Source organism: Marinomonas flavescens (assembly GCF_004352835.1).
GTDB classification, from domain to species: domain Bacteria; phylum Pseudomonadota; class Gammaproteobacteria; order Pseudomonadales; family Marinomonadaceae; genus Marinomonas; species Marinomonas flavescens.
The window spans coordinates 28868-48117 of sequence record NZ_SJSB01000024.1 but is presented as its reverse complement, the minus strand read 5'-3'; the positions used below and the strand labels follow the sequence as shown (position 1 = coordinate 48117).

The window sequence follows — 19250 nt, the reverse complement described above, 5'->3', positions numbered from 1 at the left end:
TCACAGCAGATAATGGTCGAGAGTTCGCGTATCACGCTGAGATAGCCGAAGCATTAGAAACGACAGTGTATTTTGCTCATCCATACAGTTCTTGGGAACGTGGAGCAAACGAAAATAGCAACGGACTCCTAAGGCAATATGTGCCCAAAGGTACTGATTTAAGGCGTGTTACAGAAGAGAGAATACACTTCGCAATGAGACGAATAAATAATCGTCCAAGGAAGTGTTTAGGGTTCAAGCAACCAGCCGTAGCATTTAAAGAAATGTGCTTAGTTGCTTGAAGTGAAAAGTGTCGCACTTCGGACTTGAATTCAGGTGTAATGCTGTCACAGATTGCCTGTATTAAGCCTTCAGGATGATCTCCGCGCGTCAAGGATACCCTAAAGAGTCCTTTTATTTGTCTCTATTTGATGTTCCATGGCAGTAAGCTGTCTATTTCTTTCTGGTCACTTTCATCAGCCAATAACGGCAGTTTTTCAAACAAGATCGCCAGATAGTCGTATGGGATCAGCCCATTCGCTTTGCCTGTCTCGATAATACTGTAAAGCATCGCGCTGGATCGGGGGCCATTGCCGGTGTTAGAGAACAACCAATTTTTACGGCCAATCACGAAGGGCTTGATCGCACGTTCTGCTCGGTTATTGTCGATATTAATTTCACCGTCTTGGAGATAAGTGGTGAGTTTGTCCCATTAATTCAGATTTAATTGGATCGCTTTTCCAAGCAAAGAGGTCAGCAGGACCTGTTGTGCAGATTTGTCTAACTATATTTTATAATCCGTCAGCACTTGGGAGCTTTTTTCTGTCGGATCTTAAAAGCGTGTCCATCAGCTATTAGAAGTGACCTTTTTTAAGTCACTTGTAATAAAGCCAAAAGCAATTATTTGACCATTGAAGAATCTTTCCTTTATTGAGAGTTCGGCCACAAAAGACAACAATCTGCTAGCTATATGACTCTTTTTCAAGATCATACGCGACGATATTACATAGACTGACAGAGGCTTAACACATATCCATAGGTCCACAGATCTGGGTGACATGGCTCTGAGAAGATGGTGTAAACATAAGTCTGATACTCCTATTGAGAAAACAACAGAGTCTATTGGATTTGGAAAATATTACTATGTAGGGGTTAACCAACTATTAAACCAACGGCTAATCTGCTAAAAGCCCTTTATTTGTAGTATTATATTATGCTAAATTGTAAATTCTTTAATCAACGGCTTAGTAAACACTAGCCTACTTAGAAAGAATCATTAGCGTAGCTCTCTAGAGTTTAAAACTCGGATATCTAACGAGAATATTGGCAATGAATGCGTTTTTTATGGTCGTCTAAGAATAGGAGTTTGGCATGGCGAGAAATCATAAACAGCTGGCTATAGATGCAATTGAATTGGTTAAACCAGCGATAGAAAAGTTGTTTGACCAAACCAATCGAAAAGAACTGCATATTGTAGTTATGGACCCCAGAATTAAACCTTGGGAGTCAACATTTGAAGACGCGATTTTATATCAAGAATCTATCAAGAATTTAGAATGGACTATCCCTTTCGAGGTTCTTGCTAGGAAAAAAGCAGCTCAAGCTTGGCGAGATCGAAGTTCTAATATTAATCATCAAGCAATACACCCTTCTTCACTACGTGATGAAGATGTTCTGTTCTATGGATCCTTTGTTTATGGCGATATTGTTGTAGCCTGCAGCGGTGTCCAACAATGGTTTGATATGTTGGTGAGCGGGTGGGTTGCTCTAGCATTTGAGCAATTGGCCATGAATGACTACCAACAATCTAAAATAGATACTCCTACTAAAGCTTACAAAAACAGTTAAAGAAGAAATAAATACAAAAATAAATACAAAAATAGGATTGATTTTATGAACAAGATAATTAAAAGTGTCATTTTTATGGCGGGGGTTTTAGCCTCTGTATCTGCTTTTTCCGCTGACTACCCCACCAAAAATATCCGTTTGATAGTGCCATTTGGTGCCGGTGGTGGCACAGATTCAGTTGCCCGTGCTATTGCAAACAGCGCAAAAGATATACTTGGAACAAGCATTTCAGTAATGAACCGGACTGGAGGCTCGGGCGCAGTAGGCATGAGCTACGGAGCACAACAGCGCGGAGATGGTTATACCTTAACCGTTGTCACTCGCGAAATCGCCTCGCTACCGCAAATGGGCTTGATGCAAAATGATGTAAATGACTTCAAATTAATTCGTATGATAAACCTAGATCCTGCTGTTGTTCTGGTAAACAAAGACAGCCCTTTCAATAACATTAATGACTTAATCACTGAGGCAAAAGCACATCCCGGTGAAGTAAAATTCGCATCAACAGCCGCTCCGAACTTTTATTTAATGGCGCTTGAAAAAAACCAAGGAATTAAATTGAATGCCATCCCCTATAATGGCTCTTCAGAAGCAATTCCGTCGGTATTAGGTGGACATACTGCTGTCACAATGGTTACTCCTGGAGAGGCAATTTCTCAACTTAGATCAGGGCAGTTAAAAGCCTTAGGCGTTATGTCTAAGAAACGTATTTCATACATTCCCAATGTCCCTACCCTAATAGAGCAAGGCGTTAACGTGACCACGGGGACATGGCGTGGCATTGCTGCACCCAAAAGCACTCCAGACAAGATCATTAAAACGTTAGGCAAAGCATTTGACCAAGCAATGGCGTCAGATAATTTTAAACACTTCATGACGAAAGGAGCGATGACTATTCATAATATGAACGCTGTCGAGTTTACTCAATTTGTTAAAGACGATACTAAATCTTTAAGCACATTGATTCAGTAATTACAAACTAGGTGGGGTCGTCTTCGCAATATAGTGACCCCTTGTCATTACTAGTTTTGTTTATCTCAAAAGGGTTTCATTATATGTTTAACAGAGGCGTCGTTTTCCCTGTATTAATGATTGTCGTCAGCGCGATAATCTTAGCAGTAATACCTCAATTCTCAGTACCTTCTTATGGTCAGCAAGATGCAAGTGTGGGGGCTAAATTCTTTCCTACTGTGTTAGCCATCGCTCAAATTTTAATTTGTATTGCATTACTAATACAACAAAGAGCAAAGAAGATCGAAGCGATTGAATCCGAAAAGATATTTTCAAAAATGTCATTGTTTGGCTTATGCTTCTTAATCACCTACGCAGTTCTTATTCACCTTCTTGGTTACCTCGTTGCTAGCTTAATAGCCTTCACGTTGTATTTGGCCTATTTGAAAACTAAGAAACCTTCTTACTATCTTTTTGCTTATGTTTTTGTTGTCGCTATCTATTACCTATTCGGCCATGTTTTTGTAATTTCACTCCCTGAAGGTGTTTTTTTTAGAGGCTTTTATGATTGATTATTTGTTAGGTGGCCTTGGTGCTGCGTTTAGTTTAAGCATATTTCCTGTACTCGTCTTTGGGGTTTTAGGCGGTATCATTCTCGGTGCCTTACCTGGTTTAACAGCCACTATGGGGGTTGCAATATTACTGCCTTTTACTTTTGGAATGGCGCCAATTGCAGCAATGGTTATGCTTATTGGGGTATATATTGGTGGTATATATGGCGGCTCTATCGCTGCCATATTATTAAAAACGCCTGGCACACCCGCTTCAGCAGCATCAGTTCTAGACGGCTATGCTCTGACGCTAAAGGGTGAAGCTGCTCGCGCATTAAGCATATCTGTTGTAGCCTCATTCATTGGTGGTTTAATTAGTACCATTGTTTTAATCGCCATAGCACCTATGCTAGCGAAGTTTGCGCTTCGATTTAGTGCACCAGAATATTTTGCACTAGCATTATTTGGTTTAACCATCATTGCAAGTGTGTCGTCAAATAACATATTGAAAGGGTTGTTGGCTGGCACTATTGGATTGCTGGTTTCTACAGTAGGTCTTGACCCTATAACCAGTGTACCTCGCTTCACATTTGGTATAATGGACCTTTACAATGGCATAAATGTCATACCAGTATTAATTGGATTATTTGCCATTTCAGAGGCCTTAAATCAATTAGAAAACCTAAACTTAAAAACAAAGGTGGCGGAGAAATTTAACAGTAAATTAATGAGTTTAAAAGATTTAAAAAATATCCTTCCCACTACAATAAAGAGCGCTTTACTTGGCACATCTATTGGAGCTGTTCCGGGGGCAGGTGCTGATATATCGGCCTTTGTTTGTTACAACGAAGCTAAGAGAGCATCTAAAAATCCTGAAGAATTTGGCAATGGATCTATTAAAGGACTCGCTGCAGCTGAATCTGGAAACAACGGGGTAACTGGCGGTTCATTAGTCCCCCTACTAACATTAGGTGTGCCAGGTGATGCCGTTTCAGCGGTACTATTAGGTGCATTGATTGTTCAAGGTTTAACACCTGGCCCCCTTCTATTCACTCAGAATCCAGAAATCGTCTACGGTATTTTCAGCTCCATGCTCGTTGCTAACATTGTCATGTTACTGATAGGTTTGTTTGGCATTAGATTTTTCTGCCAAATAACTAAAGTTCCAAAATTATTGATGATTCCCATTATTATTTTCTTGTCTATCGTTGGAGCCTATGCGATCAATAATTCTATGTTTGATGTTGGCATTGCCATAGTATTTGGGGTTTTAGGCTTTATTCTAGGTAAGTTAAAGATCCCAACCTCGCCAATCTTACTCGCTATCATACTGGGTCCTATGGCTGAAACAAACTTAAGAAGATCATTGCTTATGTATGATGGAAGTTGGTCATTTCTCTATGAAAGACCTATCGCATTAGCATTTATAGCCATGGCGATATTCTCACTTTGGTCAACGATAAGAAGAAACAAAAAAGGTTAAGTTGCGAGCGTTTAATTTAGATACCACAGCACCTAGCGAATCAAGGAAGGTATTTATAATTTCAGTGTGCAACTAAAAAACGCTTAGGATGGGAAGAAGCAACAGAAAGCTGCGTTTCTATATCTAGAATCGCGGCTTTTTCAACCCAATTTTCTTGAGTTATTCTAAACACAGTAGCGTGAGCTTTCTAGTTTTAGCTATTAAGCAGACTTAATTTAGGTAAATTGACTAATGAATTATCTGGTTTTGAATAACAATAAAAAGCAGTATGTACGTATCTAAACAGCAAAAAATTAAACAAAGAACCTTAGATGATACACCGAATTTTCTAGATTCAAGACAAGCAGAGGCTAGGAAAATCTGCTAATATCCTCCGCCATTCAAGCCTCTCATATTGAGAGGCGCATCAATTTATTGACTGAGGTAATACATGGCGCTTGTTATTGGCATCACAGGGGTATCTGGTAGTGGAAAAAGCCGACTTTGTTCACTATTAGCCGAAGGCCAAGGTGATAAAATCACTGTTTTATGCCAGGACAGTTTTTATAATGGATGCGGCAGTATAGACCCTGATGTCTACAATTTTGATGATTTAAGCTCATTGGACATAGAGAGCTTAACGTTAGCCATTCATAATTGCAAAAACCGACAGCAGCCAAATGAAATCCCTGAGTATGACCATTCACAGCACAAACGCGTAGGTTACCGAAACCTTGAGCCAACACATATCGTCCTCGTCGAAGGTCACATGATGTTCCAAGATGCAGGTATTCGTGATGCTGTAGACTATCTGTTTTATGTCGATACTGACATGGACATTGCCATTGTTCGTCGCCTTAAGCGTGACATCGCTGAGCGCGGTCGCAATGTAAATGAAGTGACAAGTCGCTATATGCGTCACGTCCGTCAAGCGTCATTAAAAACCATCGATATTCGGGGAAAAGCAGACTTTATTATTCCGAATAATAAAAGCTTCACCAATGCGGCTAACCTATTACGCAGTCATATCGATTTTTTACTCAAAGAAAAAGGCGCTAAATAAGCGCCTTTTTAATACTTTTAAGTAAGATCAAACCATTACTTTTTAATATCATCAAAGAAACGTTTTACACCATCAAACCAGCTCTTCTGCTTAGGAGAGTGATCCGTTTCATCGCCCATACTATCAGCAAGTTCAGTAAGTAATTCTTTCTGGCGTGCCGTCAAATTCACGGGCGTTTCCACTGCAACCTTACAAATCAAGTCACCTTGTGGACCACCACGAACAGGCTTAACACCTTTATTTCGCAGACGGAACAACTTCCCACTCTGACACTCAGCCGTCACTTTCAGTCGCACACGACCGTCTAAAGTAGGAACATCAATTTCGCCACCTAGTGCCGCTGTTGTAAAGCTAATCGGTACTTCGCAGTACAAGTTGGCACCATCGCGTTCAAAGATGCTATGCGGCTTAACAGAGACCTGAACAAACAAATCACCCGCTGGGCCACCATGTGCTCCGGCTTCTCCTTCTCCAGAAAGACGAATACGGTCACCCGTGTCAACACCCGCTGGAATTTTAACATTAAGCGTTTTGTATTCTTGAATACGACCTTGACCATGACACTCAGGACAAGGGTTAGAAATAACCTGACCTTGACCGTGACATTCAGGACAAGCCTGTTGTACAGAAAAGAAGCCTTGCGACATACGAACTTGACCAGCACCACCACAGGTATTACAGGTCTTCGGTTTCGAGCCCTTCTTGGCGCCAGAACCATCACAAGGTTTACAATTAACCAAAGTAGGAATACGAATTTTTTCATCGCAACCCCAAACGGCTTGCTCAAGATCCAACTCTAATGTGTAACGTAAATCGGAACCTCGACGTGTACGGCTTTGACCACCGCCACCGCCTCCTCCGCCAAAAATATCACCAAATACATCACCAAAAATATCACTAAAACCACCAGCGCCAGCACCACCACCGTAGCCGCCGCCTTGGCCATTCACGCCTTCATGACCAAAACGGTCATACGCTTCACGCTTATCATCAGACGATAAGATTTCGTAAGCTTCCGCGACTTCTTTAAATTTTTCTAATGATTCGGCATTGTCTGGGTTTTTATCTGGATGGTACTTATTCGCTAAAGAGCGATAAGCTTTTTTGATGTCTTTTTTATCCGCGCCTTTGGCCACCCCAAGAACGTCGTAATAGTCTCTTTTGCTCATCGCTGGCATTCCTGAATTGATAAAGTCTGAATTAAAAATTTGAAAGAAAAACTTGTCGTTAATAACTGGATAAAAGATTCTCAGTTAAAAGAGTCATAAAGCTTTTATAGACCTAACTTTATTCACTGGTTTACAAATAGCAAAACACGGTCCTAAAACCGTGTTCGCTATATCAACCCATAAAGTTAGGGTAACCAAAACAAGCGTTACGGCTTATTTTTTATCTTCTTTTACTTCTTCGAATTCAGCATCTACTGCATCGTCCTGAGCTTTACCAGAAGTAGCTTCTTCAGCACCTGGTTGAGCGCCAGCTTGAGCACCTTCAGCTTCTGCATACATCTTCTGAGCCAAAGAGCCAGACGCTTGAGTCAACGCATTGGTTTTCTCTTCGATTTTCTCTTTGTCGTTAGATGTTAATGCTTCTTCAAGTTCAGTAATCGCAGTTTCAATCGCTGTTTTCTCTTCTTCTGTTGCTTTATCGCCAGCATCAGTCAAAGTTTTGCGAGTTGCGTGAATCATACCATCAGCCGTGTTGCGAACTTGTACAAGCTCTTCAAACTTACGATCTTCTTCTGCGTTTGCTTCAGCATCCTGAACCATTTTTTCAACTTCTTCATCACTAAGACCTGAAGAAGATTTGATAACGATAGACTGCTCTTTACCCGTCGCTTTATCTTTCGCAGACACACTCAAGATACCATTGGCATCAAGGTCGAAGCTTACTTCGATTTGTGGCACGCCACGTGGAGCTGGCGGAATGTCAGCCAAGTCGAAACGACCTAGAGACTTATTCTGAGACGCTTGTTTACGCTCACCCTGCAATGCATGGATAGTTACTGCATTTTGATTGTCTTCAGCAGTAGAGAAAGTTTGCGATTTCTTAGTAGGAATCGTAGTGTTTTTCTCGATCAATGCCGTCATAACACCACCCATAGTCTCGATACCTAGAGACAATGGTGTAACGTCTAGAAGAAGAACGTCTTTTACATCACCAGAAAGTACCGCGCCTTGAATAGATGCGCCAATAGCAACCGCTTCATCAGGGTTCACGTCTTTACGTGGTTCTTTACCGAAGAACTCAGTCACTTTCGCTTGCACAAGAGGCATACGAGTTTGACCACCAACCAAGATAACTTCATCGATATCAGAAGCTTTCAGATCGGCATCTTTCAATGCTTGACGGCAAGGCTCAAGAGAGTTCATTACAAGCTCTTCAACCAAAGACTCCAACTTAGAACGAGTCAATTTAACGTTCAAGTGTTTAGGGCCTGATGCATCAGCAGTGATGTAAGGTAAGTTAACTTCTGTTTGAGAAGAAGAAGACAACTCAACTTTCGCTTTTTCACCCGCTTCTTTCAAACGTTGTAGCGCTAGTGGATCGTTGTGTAGATCAATACCAGACTGTTTCTTAAATTCAGAGGCTAAGAACTCGATAACACGCATATCGAAATCTTCACCACCTAGGAAAGTATCACCATTGGTAGACAATACTTCGAATTGTTTCTCACCATCTACATCAGCGATTTCGATGATAGAGATATCGAATGTACCACCACCAAGGTCATAGACAGCAATAGTAGAATCGCCAGTACTTTTGTCTAGGCCGTAAGCCAACGCAGCCGCTGTAGGCTCGTTAATAATACGTTTAACTTCTAGACCCGCAATTTTACCGGCATCTTTAGTTGCTTGACGCTGAGAATCGTTGAAGTAAGCAGGAACAGTGATAACTGCTTCTGTTACTTTCTCGCCTAGGTAATCTTCTGCTGTTTTCTTCATTTTCTTAAGAACTTCAGCAGAAATTTGTGGTGGCGCTTTCTTCTCGCCTTTTACTTCAACCCAAGCGTCGCCGTTATCGGCCGCTACGATTTTGTAAGGCACCATAGAGATATCTTTCTGAACAACCGCATCTTTAAATTTACGGCCGATCAAGCGCTTAACAGCAAACAATGTATTTGTTGGGTTAGTCACTGCTTGACGTTTAGCAGACTGACCAACTAGAACTTCACCATCTTCTGCAAAAGCAACGATGGACGGCGTGGTACGATCGCCTTCAGCATTTTCAATTACGCGAGCTTTCTCGCCATCTAGTACAGCAACACAAGAGTTTGTTGTACCTAAGTCAATACCAATGATTCTACCCATGGTTTGTATCTCCTATAAATTCGTTTATTACGATGATAATTCTGTATTTGGGTACGCTTCTGAGCTTTTCAAGCGCCTAGTGTCAAAAAAATGACAGTTAAATTAGGCCGCGCTTGAAACAACGACCATTGCTGGGCGTAGTAAGCGTCCATGAAGCGTGTAACCTTTTTGAACGACGTCCATAACCGTATTCGGTTCTAACTCAGGATTTGGCACCATAGTGATAGCTTGGTGCAATGCTGGGTTGAACGGTTCGCCATGTGGATCAACGGCTTTCACTTCAAAACGAGCCAATGTTTCTAACAAATCTTTAAGCGTTAACACGACACCTTCACGAACCGGGTCAGATTCGCCAGTATCAGGCGCTGATGTTAAAGCTCGCTCTAAATTGTCAGCAACATTAACAATCGACTTAGCAAATTTTTCTAAGCCAAATTTATGCGCTTTTTCAACGTCTAACTCAGCACGGCGACGAACATTCTGTGCGTCTGCTTGAGCGCGAAGTGCGGCTTCTTTATATTGCGCCGCTTCTTCTATGGCTTTTAAAAGCTCATCATTTTCTTCTAGAAGCTCTGCTTCAGGCTCTAAAAGCTCTTCTGGTGCTTGATTTTCTGCTTCGCTGTTCACATCTTGCTCCGCGTCTAAATTAGTTTTTTTCTGATCACTCATTTTATTACTCCAAATAACAGAAAGTATTCTCTAACTGTGTTGGCTATATGGGGCCAGCTTTTTACCTTTCAACACCAAAACCATATAAATTTAAAGGGAATTAAATATCTCCCCCCTACTTGTCAAAAAACAACCAAGTACTGTATAAATAACCATATAAATATTTTCCTTATGTGGAGCCCATTATGCTAACGAGCATCGCTATTTCCAATTTCGCTATTGTTGACGCCTTGGATTTAGAATTTAAAACAGGCATGACCGTGATTTCCGGTGAAACAGGCGCTGGCAAATCCATCATGGTTGACGCTCTATCACTCTGTTTGGGCAGCAGAACAGACGCGTCTGTGGTTCGTCATGGAGAAAAAAAGGCCGATATTAGCGCCACTTTCGACATCACTCAGTACCCTCATGTCTTCGAGTGGCTAGAAGAAAGAGACCTAGAACACGAACAACATTGCATTTTACGTCGAGTTATTAGCAAAGAAGGCCGATCTAAAGCCTATATTAATGGCCGCCCTTGTACGCTTGGGGACTTAAAAGAAGTCGGCAGCCATTTGGTTGATATTCATGGTCAGCACGAACATCAATCATTACTGAAAAAAAGCGCTCAACGTAAACAAGTAGACGAATTCGGCCAACTTACTGAACTATCAAAACAGGTCAGCCGACAATACAACGTTTGGCGCCAACTAAAAGACGAACTGGCCGCACAACAAAATCGCTCATCGGAGCAAGAAGCCAAAATTCAGCTTTTATCTTACCAGTCGCAGGAATTAGAGCAGTTAGATTTAAAAGAAGGAGAAATTGTCGAATTAGAAAATGAACAAGCTTTTTTATCTAATATCGCAGACTCTAAATACAAAGCCTATCAAGCCAGCGGTATCTTAATTGATAGTGACGAAAGCAATGTTTGCTCACTGTTAAACCAAGCACTACAAAATGCCAGCCAAATTAGCCCTGCTACTAAAGAGCTTGAAAATGCGCTGGAAATGATGAAAGCCGCGTTAATTCAAGCGCAAGAAGCCGCAGACAGCCTACATCATTACCAAGACACACTGGAGCAAAATCCAGAACGACTCAGTGAAATAGAGCAGCGCCTCACTGACATCTACGACACAGCTCGTAAACACAAAGTATTACCAGAAGCACTACTCATACTCAGAGAGTCCGTTGATACAGACCTTGATTCACTGCAAGGCAGCGAAGAAAGCATTGAACAACTAAAAGAAAACGAAGAGCGCGCCTACGAAATGCTGACGGCACTGGCAACCACATTGACAGAAAAGCGTATTGCCGCAAAAGATACGCTTGCCAAACAAGTAGAAGAACAAATTCATGGGCTAGGCATGCCCCATGCGCGTTTCTTTATTGACTGCCAACCTCTTAACCAAGTGTCGTCTAATGGCTTTGAAGAAATCGAATACATGATCGCTTCTAACCCAGGACAACCCGCTCAACCATTACGTAAGGTTGCCTCAGGCGGTGAATTATCTCGTATTAGTTTAGGGATTCAAGTTGTCACAGCTCATACCTCTATCATTCCGACATTGGTGTTTGATGAAGTCGATGTAGGTATCAGTGGCGGCATTGCCGAAGTTGTCGGTCGTATGCTGCGCAGTGTAGGGAAACGTGGACAAGTCTTCTGCGTTACCCATTTAGCGCAAGTTGCCGCACAGGGCGATCAGCATCTGCGCGTAAGCAAAGAAGTAGCAAACGATGCAACGTCTTCACAAGTGGCACAATTAAGAAATCAGGAACGCACTCAAGAAATTGCGCGTTTACTCGGTGGGTTAGAGCTAACGGATCAAACTCTGGCTCACGCCAAAGAAATGCTAGGAAATGTACAATTACAATAAACAAAAAAGTGGATAACCCAACAATGTTTAGGTTATCCACTTATCGTGTTGCGTTTACCGCTATTTCTTCTTTGGGCGCACATACATGATCAAGCTATGGTCTTCAATTTCAAAACCATGCTCTTCAGCAATTTCATGCTGACGCTTTTCAATCACAGGATCAACAAACTCAACCACTTTGCCTGTTTCCAAACAAATCATATGGTCATGATGATCCCCTTTTGCCAATTCGAAAACCGCGGTTCCCGCTTCAAAGTGATGACGCATTACCAAATCAGCCGATTCGAACTGAGTCAGAACTCGATACACTGTCGCTAAACCAACATCTTCACCTTGATCTAACAAGGTACGATAGACATCATCTGCGCTTAAGTGACGATCACCAGCACTCTCTAGAATTTGTAAAATCTTTACTCGGGGCAAGGTTACTTTGAGTCCGGCTTTCTTTAGTTCTTGATTTTCGCTAGTCATGAGTCATTCTCTATTCGAACTTGTTGATAATTACTTTATCATTAGCACACCTGAGTTAGGATAATACAAATGAAAAAATCAATATTAGTAATATGCGCCCTATTTTCTCTAAGCGCATGCAGTTTATTTCCACCTCCGTATAAAGCGCCAGTAACACAAGGCAACCTAATAACGAAGGATCAGCTATCTCAACTAAAAGTTGGCATGACTCAATCACAAGTCATCTATCTTCTAGGCACTCCAATGGTAAGAGACAGCTTTAAACCCAGCGAGTGGCACTATATCTACAAAGTAGAGTATGCAGCACCAGAGACGCCTAAAAGTGCTGTCAGCAACCTCACGTTGATGTTCAAAGGCAACAATCTAGCTGAAATTAAAAACGATTAAGCCTTAACCGTTTTTGCTGCACGGTTGGCCCTAGCTTGTTTAGGGTCAACTGTCAGTTCTCGATAAATTTCAACACGTTCGCCTTCTTTCAGCGCTTGTGTATCTGCATTTTTTACCGCTTTTCCAAAAATACCCACTTTCACGGCATCTAAATTTAACCCCGGAAAAAAGGTATTTATATTAGAGCGAAGTATTGCTTCTCTTACCGTGCAACCCTCTTCCACATCCAGTGCAATGATTTTTTGCTTTTCTGGCAATGCATACGCGACTTCTACTCGTATTTTACTCACCGTAAACCACCTTTGCTCGTTTACCAAATGCATCCACCATGGTGTTAGCAATTTGACTAAATACACTGCCAAAAGCAAATTTCAGCATACCACTTAATTCAAATTCAATACTGAGCGCTATTTTACAACGATTTGGCGACAGTTCAGTAAACGTCCATACGCCATGCAGCTTTTTAAATGGCCCCTTTACTAGGGTCATTTCGATCCGATTAGACTCTTGCAAAAAATTCTTCGTGGTAAAAGCCTGACGCACAGGTCCTTTACCCACCACTAAAGAGGCAACAATTTCGGTTGGCGTACGGGAAATCAAAGAAGAATCCAAGCAACCTGGAAGAAACTCTGGATAACCATCAATATCGTTTACCAATGCAAACATTTGCTCGCAACTGTATTCTACATGAGCAAAACGCTCTATATGACTCAAATCAAACTCCTATCCAGCCTGCAAGAGTAATAACAACTAATGCAGGAATACTGATATATTTCAATGTGTTATACCACAAACGAAAATGACTAGTTTGGCGAGTAATCATCTCATTTTGCAACATAGTTTTAGGGATAAACCACGCAACCAACACAGACAATAAAATAGCACCAACCGGCAACATAATTAACGAGGTCAGCTTATCAAGCAACTCAAAGAGGTTTAAATCGAACAGTACTTTTACATCCCAATGATTAAACGATAAAAGTACAGCGATACCAATAAACCAAGCCGCGCCACCCAGCAACAATGCAGCTTTAAAGCGGGCAATATAGAATTTTTCATGTAACCAGGCGACAAACAATTCAAGCATCGAAATCGAAGAGGTTAATGCCGCAATCACGAGCAACAAGAAAAAGAAACCTCCCACCAACTGCCCAGCCGGTAAATTACCAAAAATAATAGGCAAAGAAACAAAGGCTAAACTAGGACCAGAGTCCAAATTAATGTGGAATGCGAAAGCCAATGGAAAAATAACCAAGCAAGCCAACAAAGAAACAACTAAATCCACAGTGACTACCGCTGAGCAAGCTCGGGCAATAGACATCCGCTTACTCATATACGCACCATAAGCAAACATAGCGCCCATACCAATACTCAAGCTGAACAAAGCATGACCAACAGCAGCAAGCACCACATCAAAAGAAACATCTTGCCATGACCAACGGAATAAAAAATGGATCGCATCGGCCGCATCACCTGTTTTTAGAGAATATCCAGCTAACAACACCATCACAACAATTAACACAGGCAGTAAAATTCGTACCAAGGCAGCCAAACCACGAGTCACCGACTGACCTACCGTCAGCACCACTAACGCCATAAAAATCGAATGCCACAGCAGCATCTCGCCTGGTGATGCGAGTAAATGATTAAACATACCCGTCGCTTGCACCTGAGTAATGCCCACTAATTTACCTGACACTGCGCGCTCAAAATACGCAATCGACCAGCCAGCGATAACGCTATAAAAAGTTAGGATCAAAAAGCCAGCCAAACCAGCAATCCAAGGCACAACCACCCAAAATGAACTAATAACACGTCGTTCACTTAAATCATTAATAGTATCAATGGGGTTAGAGCGAACAGTACGACCTAACGCCACCTCAGCCATCAAAATTGGCAAACCAACTAATAATAAACAGGCACAGTAGATGACTAAAAAGGCACCACCGCCATTTTCGCCAATTAGGTAAGGGAATTTCCAAATATTTCCTAAACCAACAGCGGATCCGCTCGCGGCAAAAATAAATATCCACGGACTTGACCATATACCTTGTAAACATCTACTTTCGGGCATAAATTTACGCTCTCACTACTCAGTAGTGTTTTTAATAATTAAAGACGAAAAAAGAGACCAGATCGCAACTGAACTCTTTCGTCATGACAATTCATTTACTGAGGGTGAATTTTCTAACATTAAGACGCATACCTCAAGAAAAGCATAGGTTTTTACCTCTATCGACCGTATAATTTCCGACTATGAGTAAAGTAAAGAAAAAATCCAGTGGCACGGGCACTATAGCGCTTAATAAACGTGCAAAATTTGACTATTTCGTTGACCAGAAGTTTGAAGCCGGTTTGGTTTTGTCTGGTTGGGAAGTAAAAAGTCTGCGCGAAGGCAAAGCACAATTAGTAGACGCCTTCGTTATCATTCACCAAAACGAAGCTTGGCTTGTTGGCGCGCGTATTACGCCACTACTGAGTGCTTCAACACACGTTGTATGCGAGCCAATGCGCCAACGTAAACTGCTGTTGAACCGCAAAGAGCTCGATAAGATAATACAAATTACCGAGCAAAAAGGTAAAACCTGTGCAGCCATGGCGCTGTACTGGAAAGGCAACAAGATCAAATGTGAAGTGGCTTTGGTAACAGGTAAAAAAGACCACGACAAACGCGATACAGAAAGAGATCGTGATTGGTCGAGAGACAAAGAACGATTAATGAAGCACAGTACCTAACACTTGATAATATAATAGTGTAGATACTTAGCTTTTCAGCGTTATCTCTAGCGTAAGCACATTGTTTCCGTTAGAATTGAGTTACTTTTTGGGGACGACATGGTTTCGACGTCGGTTACAAACCCAAAGGTGCATGTCGAGAGTGATGCGTGATCTCGTTAATCCCCCGCATCAATTTTATAGTCGCAAACGACGAAAACTACGCTTTAGCAGCCTAAACCGCTGCTAGTGTGCTGCCCTCAGGTTGCTTGTAGCCCGAGACTCCGCAGTATCATAAATTACAGGATGCTAACCGATGCCCCGCCTAGGGATAAGGTTCTAAGACTAAGTAGGCTCGCCATTAACACCCTGTCCTTCGGGCGGTTCGTGGTCAAATAATAGAAGTGACTATGCATGTAGAGCCGATGGCAGCGGACTGACGGACGGGGGTTCGATCCCCCCCGTCTCCACCAATAATACGGTTGTCTTTTAGAGAGTTTGCACTTTGAAAGGGAACTGGATGCACGTATGAAGCATCAAAATTAGAACCACCTTCGGGTGGTTTTTTTTGGCCTGTAGAAAACAAACACCCTCTTGTCATAAGCAATTTAACCTGCCTAAAGAATAAATGTCAGATAAAAATAGAGATTTTAGGAAGCCAATAATACCATTATGATTCGTTAGTGATCGGCATGAAAACCAAAGACACCATGCCCAATGACCACGGCATGTATATTGCCATCAACTACCCCAGAGGATTATTTGCTAAGCGGTCATAAAAGCCGTTATATTTCCCTAATAACTAAGGTATCAGTATCAACCAGCGTACTTTTGGGTAAGAGCGAAAGGATGACAGAACCAAAGCCAAGCCGTGCACGTATTGCGTCATAATGAACGGCGGCAACATCTTGACCTTACAAAAGATACTCGGCCATAGTGACATAAAAATGACTATGCGCTACGCACACCTAGCCCCCGACTTCCTAGAAGAAGCCACGAGATTAAACCCGTTATCAGGATCACTAAATGTCTAGTAATACTCTTTTCAAATACTACCCTCCCGATTCTTTTGATTTCATAGTTACATCTAAAGGAATTAGCATAAGATTTTCCCAACCTGAATCACTAAACGATCCTTTTGAATCATTCCCCGTTCTAAAACATAGGTTTTACGGAGATAAACACCGTGGTTTTTCTAGTTTCTCTCCAATAGATGAATATAAACCTATTAATCAACCGGAAATAGATACTGATTATATAAGTGATTTTTACTCTGCAATAAATAACTCTATCGGTATTTTATCACTTAGCAAAAAAGGAGACTCTAGACCTATGTGGTCTTATTACTCCAAAGATCATACAGGCTTTGTAATCGAGTTTTCATATATAGAAGCAGGTCTAAAAGAAATAAAAACACCCAGCGGTTCATCAGGCAGTGTCGTATATAAAAAAGATAGGCCAGAAAGCCAAGAAGAATACACATCTACATCAATTTTTTCATCGGCCTTATATAAGGATGATCAATGGGAACACGAAGAGGAGTACCGTATCTTAGCTGAACTAAATTGTTTTTTACCATTTAATACCGATAAAAATGGTTTTCCATTGTTCACCTTAACTCTTCCTTATAAATATATAAAAAAAATAACCTTAGGAGTTAGAGCTACTAAAGAGCTTGAAAGAAAAGCGTTATTTTACATAAAAAATTATGCTCCTAATGCATCTTTGGACAGAAATACCCTTTGCCCTAAAAGTTACAATTTAAAGCCAATGACAATATGGAAAGGACGCACAACCGACACACCAAGCACCTAAAAAAAACCCAGTTAACTGTATAAATCAATAAATCAATAAATCACTGATTTTAAAGGTTTTTTACACAGGGCCCGCCCCCCCCCGTCTCCACCAATAATACGGCTATCATTTAGAGAATTTACACTTTGAAAGGGAGCTGAATGCGCGTACAAGAACTCGCCTTCGAGTGGTTTTTTTGATCTGTAGAATACAAACTCTCTCTCAGCAAAGGCTGTGGAATTTTGTGCATGCCGAAGCAAAATACTGAGTAGGCACAGATGCGGGGAGTTAATCGTTCAAAGAAAAAGGGTAACCGAATAAACGGCTACCCTTTAAAAATATGATCCCTAATCATCCATGGGCAATGAAGAAAGGTCGCACCCTGACACAGACACTTACTTATCTATGGGGTCCTTCCACAAGCTGTAGGCAGTAAGGCCAACTTGCTTCTCGCTTTCAGTATTAACATTAACACCAATAAAGACGCCTAACACTAGAAAATTTGGCTTATTGCTACACCATCATAACGCCTACTAACGACCTTCTAGAGTAAATATTTTGAACGGCTAATGTAACGATTCAACAATGTCTCGGTTCTGAGTCTGTTCTGTGCTTTTATTATGAGAAGTTAGTGTGTTGAAATAGGTGATAGAGGGCTAAAATCATGAAGAACTTATTTATATTAGTGCTATTTGCCACAATACTTTCCGGCTGCTCATCAAATGTAAAATTGTCCGGCCGTTATTTAAGTAATGTGGATCCAAGTGTGGATATTGCGAAAACGTCATCTATTCTTGTGGTATCAAACAGCAAAGGAGATCGGCTGACTAACAGGCGCTATATGCCTGATATTATTAGTGCTTTTAAAGCTCGCGGCTTTACTAACATCTCAGAAACAGCGAAAGATCCAGATTATAAATTGATTGTGAATTTTTCTTCTGAGGAACAAATTGAACAGCAGTCAATCCCTGTTTTTACGAATGAAAGAAGCATACCTTACACCACTTGCCATCAGAGAAAAGACAACGGACAACAAGTCTGTAGTACTCATTATTATTTTAGAACACCAACGTTACGCGGTTATCGCTCTGTGAACATTCCTACTGATGTCTATACTTTTCAGTTCACCTTAAAAGACAAGCAAAACAACGCTATTTTAGACTCTATCAGTACGGTCGTTCATCAAGATTGTTCACAGTGGAAAGTCTATAAATTCTTAGCATCGGATGCAATTGCTAGAACCAGTTTTAGCACCCCGGTAGACAAACAGTATTCAGTTAAAATGCCTAAAGACTACCGCTGCGAATAACAGAGTGAAGCTTTTGCTTTTACTGAATCTAGACCTATACTAAAAATTAAGTCGCGCAAAATATTGGGCGGCTTAATCGATAAGATGTTTTCCAAATCCAATGGCTTTTTTCGAAAAGCGAGGGGGAATCCATGATTAATCATGTATGGGGACTAATTCATCATCCAGAACGCGAATGGTCCGAAATAAACAAAGAACACGAATCCATTAGCCATTTATATACTCACCATGTTTTATGGCTATCGGCCGTACCTGTCATAAGTACTTTTATCGGTACCACGCAATTCGGCTGGACTTTCGGTGGTGATACCGCAGCCAAAATATCAATCATCAGCGGTGTCAGTCTTGGTATTCTATTTTATGCACTTATTTTAGCCGCTGTCGCTTTGGTAGGCAGCTTAATTCACTGGATGGCAGGCAGATATTCAAGCCGCCCTAGCCGTCCCGAATGTATTATCTTTGCGGGTTACATCGCAACACCCATGTTTTTGAGTGGCCTTTTTGCAATCTACCCTATCATCTGGCTATGCACACTCGCTTGCGTTGCTGGGGTTTGTTGCACAGGTTATTTACTCTATAAAGGAACGCCTAGCTTTTTAGGTATTAGCCACCAGCAAGGGTTTATCCTCTCCAGCACAACCCTTGGCATTGGTCTATTAATACTCGAAGTATTGTTAGCGGCGGTTGTTCTGCTGTGGAGCATGGGATCTGACAGCAGTATTATGTGGCAATTTTTCCAATAGCGTTGCAATAACAGGTCGAAGGTAAATAGCCAACAAGCAAATGAATTAAACCCATACTGTTGGCTATTCTACTTTCTACAATCTGAAGCGTATCGCGAGCGACTCAACATTATGATCATTATTTTTTGATCGTCTTATTTG

Annotated in this window: 19 protein-coding genes, 1 other RNA gene and 2 pseudogenes; 14 read left to right on the top strand and 8 right to left on the bottom strand. The window is 41.3% G+C overall.

All coding sequences use genetic code 11. The features are described from left to right. Positions 1-281 (top strand): IS30 family transposase (locus E0D70_RS16765; protein ID WP_133013422.1); only part of this gene is annotated, 281 nt, incomplete at its 5' end. A gap of 122 nt (positions 282-403) precedes the next feature. Here E0D70_RS16765 and E0D70_RS16760 read toward each other — a convergent pair. Next, positions 404-754 (bottom strand): annotated as a pseudogene (locus E0D70_RS16760) (IS66 family transposase); the annotation flags it as partial. 596 nt (positions 755-1350) lie between these two features. Here E0D70_RS16760 and E0D70_RS16755 point away from each other — a divergent pair. From E0D70_RS16755 to E0D70_RS16735, 5 genes are all read left to right on the top strand, one after another. Beyond that, complete coding sequence (locus E0D70_RS16755) at positions 1351-1827, top strand: hypothetical protein (protein WP_133013420.1); 477 nt, start codon at positions 1351-1353, stop codon at positions 1825-1827. A gap of 45 nt (positions 1828-1872) precedes the next feature. Further along, positions 1873-2799: a tripartite tricarboxylate transporter substrate binding protein gene (locus E0D70_RS16750; protein ID WP_133013419.1), complete on the top strand. Its 927-nt coding sequence runs from the start codon at positions 1873-1875 to the stop codon at positions 2797-2799. Between the two features lie 83 nt (positions 2800-2882). Beyond that, entirely contained in the window at positions 2883-3350 is a 468-nt protein-coding gene (locus E0D70_RS16745; protein ID WP_133013418.1) for a tripartite tricarboxylate transporter TctB family protein, read from the top strand. Then, the gene (locus E0D70_RS16740; protein ID WP_133013417.1) at positions 3343-4812 is read left to right on the top strand and encodes a tripartite tricarboxylate transporter permease; all 1470 of its coding nucleotides are present in this window, start codon (positions 3343-3345) and stop codon (positions 4810-4812) included. The genes E0D70_RS16745 and E0D70_RS16740 overlap by 8 nt, the downstream gene beginning before the upstream one ends. A 430-nt stretch (positions 4813-5242) precedes the next feature. Continuing rightward, the gene (locus E0D70_RS16735) at positions 5243-5854 is read left to right on the top strand and encodes a uridine kinase family protein (RefSeq protein WP_133013416.1); all 612 of its coding nucleotides are present in this window, start codon (positions 5243-5245) and stop codon (positions 5852-5854) included. 35 nt (positions 5855-5889) lie between these two features. Here E0D70_RS16735 and dnaJ read toward each other — a convergent pair whose 3' ends face one another. The 3 genes from dnaJ to grpE form a co-directional block, all read right to left on the bottom strand. Continuing rightward, a complete protein-coding gene (gene dnaJ, locus E0D70_RS16730) occupies positions 5890-7023 on the bottom strand; it encodes a molecular chaperone DnaJ (protein ID WP_133013415.1) in 1134 nt (377 codons plus the stop codon). 213 nt (positions 7024-7236) lie between these two features. After that, the gene (gene dnaK, locus E0D70_RS16725; protein ID WP_133013414.1) at positions 7237-9165 is read right to left on the bottom strand and encodes a molecular chaperone DnaK; all 1929 of its coding nucleotides are present in this window, start codon (positions 9163-9165) and stop codon (positions 7237-7239) included. A 102-nt stretch (positions 9166-9267) separates the two neighbouring features. After that, a complete protein-coding gene (gene grpE, locus E0D70_RS16720; protein ID WP_133013413.1) occupies positions 9268-9834 on the bottom strand; it encodes a nucleotide exchange factor GrpE in 567 nt (188 codons plus the stop codon). A gap of 185 nt (positions 9835-10019) precedes the next feature. On the opposite strand from grpE, the gene recN reads away from it, so the two are divergent. Then, on the top strand, positions 10020-11690 hold the full coding sequence (recN, locus tag E0D70_RS16715) for a DNA repair protein RecN (RefSeq protein WP_133013412.1): 1671 nt from the start codon (positions 10020-10022) through the stop codon (positions 11688-11690). A gap of 60 nt (positions 11691-11750) precedes the next feature. On the opposite strand, the gene fur is transcribed toward recN, so the two are convergent. Continuing rightward, positions 11751-12161, bottom strand: a complete 411-nt coding sequence (gene fur / locus E0D70_RS16710; protein WP_133013411.1) for a ferric iron uptake transcriptional regulator — start codon at positions 12159-12161, stop codon at positions 11751-11753. Between the two features lie 69 nt (positions 12162-12230). On the opposite strand from fur, the gene E0D70_RS16705 reads away from it, so the two are divergent. Beyond that, positions 12231-12548 (top strand): outer membrane protein assembly factor BamE, encoded by a 318-nt coding sequence (locus E0D70_RS16705; RefSeq protein WP_133013410.1) that lies wholly within the window; start codon positions 12231-12233, stop codon positions 12546-12548. On the opposite strand, the gene E0D70_RS16700 is transcribed toward E0D70_RS16705, so the two are convergent. From E0D70_RS16700 to E0D70_RS16690, 3 genes are read right to left on the bottom strand one after another with little or no spacing between them, the layout of a single operon-like run. Beyond that, the gene (locus E0D70_RS16700) at positions 12545-12838 is read right to left on the bottom strand and encodes an RnfH family protein (protein ID WP_240537179.1); all 294 of its coding nucleotides are present in this window, start codon (positions 12836-12838) and stop codon (positions 12545-12547) included. The two genes, E0D70_RS16705 and E0D70_RS16700, sit on opposite strands and share 4 nt — an antisense overlap. After that, positions 12831-13262, bottom strand: a complete 432-nt coding sequence (locus E0D70_RS16695; RefSeq protein WP_133013408.1) for a type II toxin-antitoxin system RatA family toxin — start codon at positions 13260-13262, stop codon at positions 12831-12833. Before E0D70_RS16695 ends, E0D70_RS16700 begins: the two co-directional genes overlap by 8 nt. 1 nt (position 13263) lies before the next feature. Continuing rightward, the gene (locus E0D70_RS16690) at positions 13264-14622 is read right to left on the bottom strand and encodes a sodium-dependent transporter (protein ID WP_133013407.1); all 1359 of its coding nucleotides are present in this window, start codon (positions 14620-14622) and stop codon (positions 13264-13266) included. Between the two features lie 182 nt (positions 14623-14804). Between E0D70_RS16690 and smpB the strand changes: the two genes are divergently transcribed. The 6 genes and pseudogenes from smpB (at position 14805) to E0D70_RS16660 (ending at position 19109) form a co-directional block, all read left to right on the top strand. Next, the gene (gene smpB, locus E0D70_RS16685; protein WP_133013406.1) at positions 14805-15284 is read left to right on the top strand and encodes an SsrA-binding protein SmpB; all 480 of its coding nucleotides are present in this window, start codon (positions 14805-14807) and stop codon (positions 15282-15284) included. Positions 15285-15374: 90 nt separating this feature from the next. Next, positions 15375-15736: a transfer-messenger RNA gene (gene ssrA, locus E0D70_RS16680) on the top strand. A 414-nt stretch (positions 15737-16150) separates the two neighbouring features. Beyond that, positions 16151-16297, top strand: a pseudogene (locus E0D70_RS16675) (tyrosine-type recombinase/integrase); the annotation flags it as partial. Then, positions 16290-17078 carry a DUF2971 domain-containing protein gene (locus E0D70_RS16670; RefSeq protein WP_133013405.1) on the top strand — a complete coding sequence of 263 codons (789 nt, stop codon included), beginning with the start codon at positions 16290-16292 and terminating at the stop codon, positions 17076-17078. The pseudogene E0D70_RS16675 and the gene E0D70_RS16670, both read left to right, overlap by 8 nt. Before the next feature lie 643 nt (positions 17079-17721). Then, complete coding sequence (locus E0D70_RS16665) at positions 17722-18366, top strand: hypothetical protein (RefSeq protein WP_133013404.1); 645 nt, start codon at positions 17722-17724, stop codon at positions 18364-18366. A 131-nt stretch (positions 18367-18497) separates the two neighbouring features. Then, positions 18498-19109 carry a Yip1 family protein gene (locus E0D70_RS16660; RefSeq protein ID WP_133013403.1) on the top strand — a complete coding sequence of 204 codons (612 nt, stop codon included), beginning with the start codon at positions 18498-18500 and terminating at the stop codon, positions 19107-19109. Positions 19110-19250 lie beyond the last annotated feature (141 nt).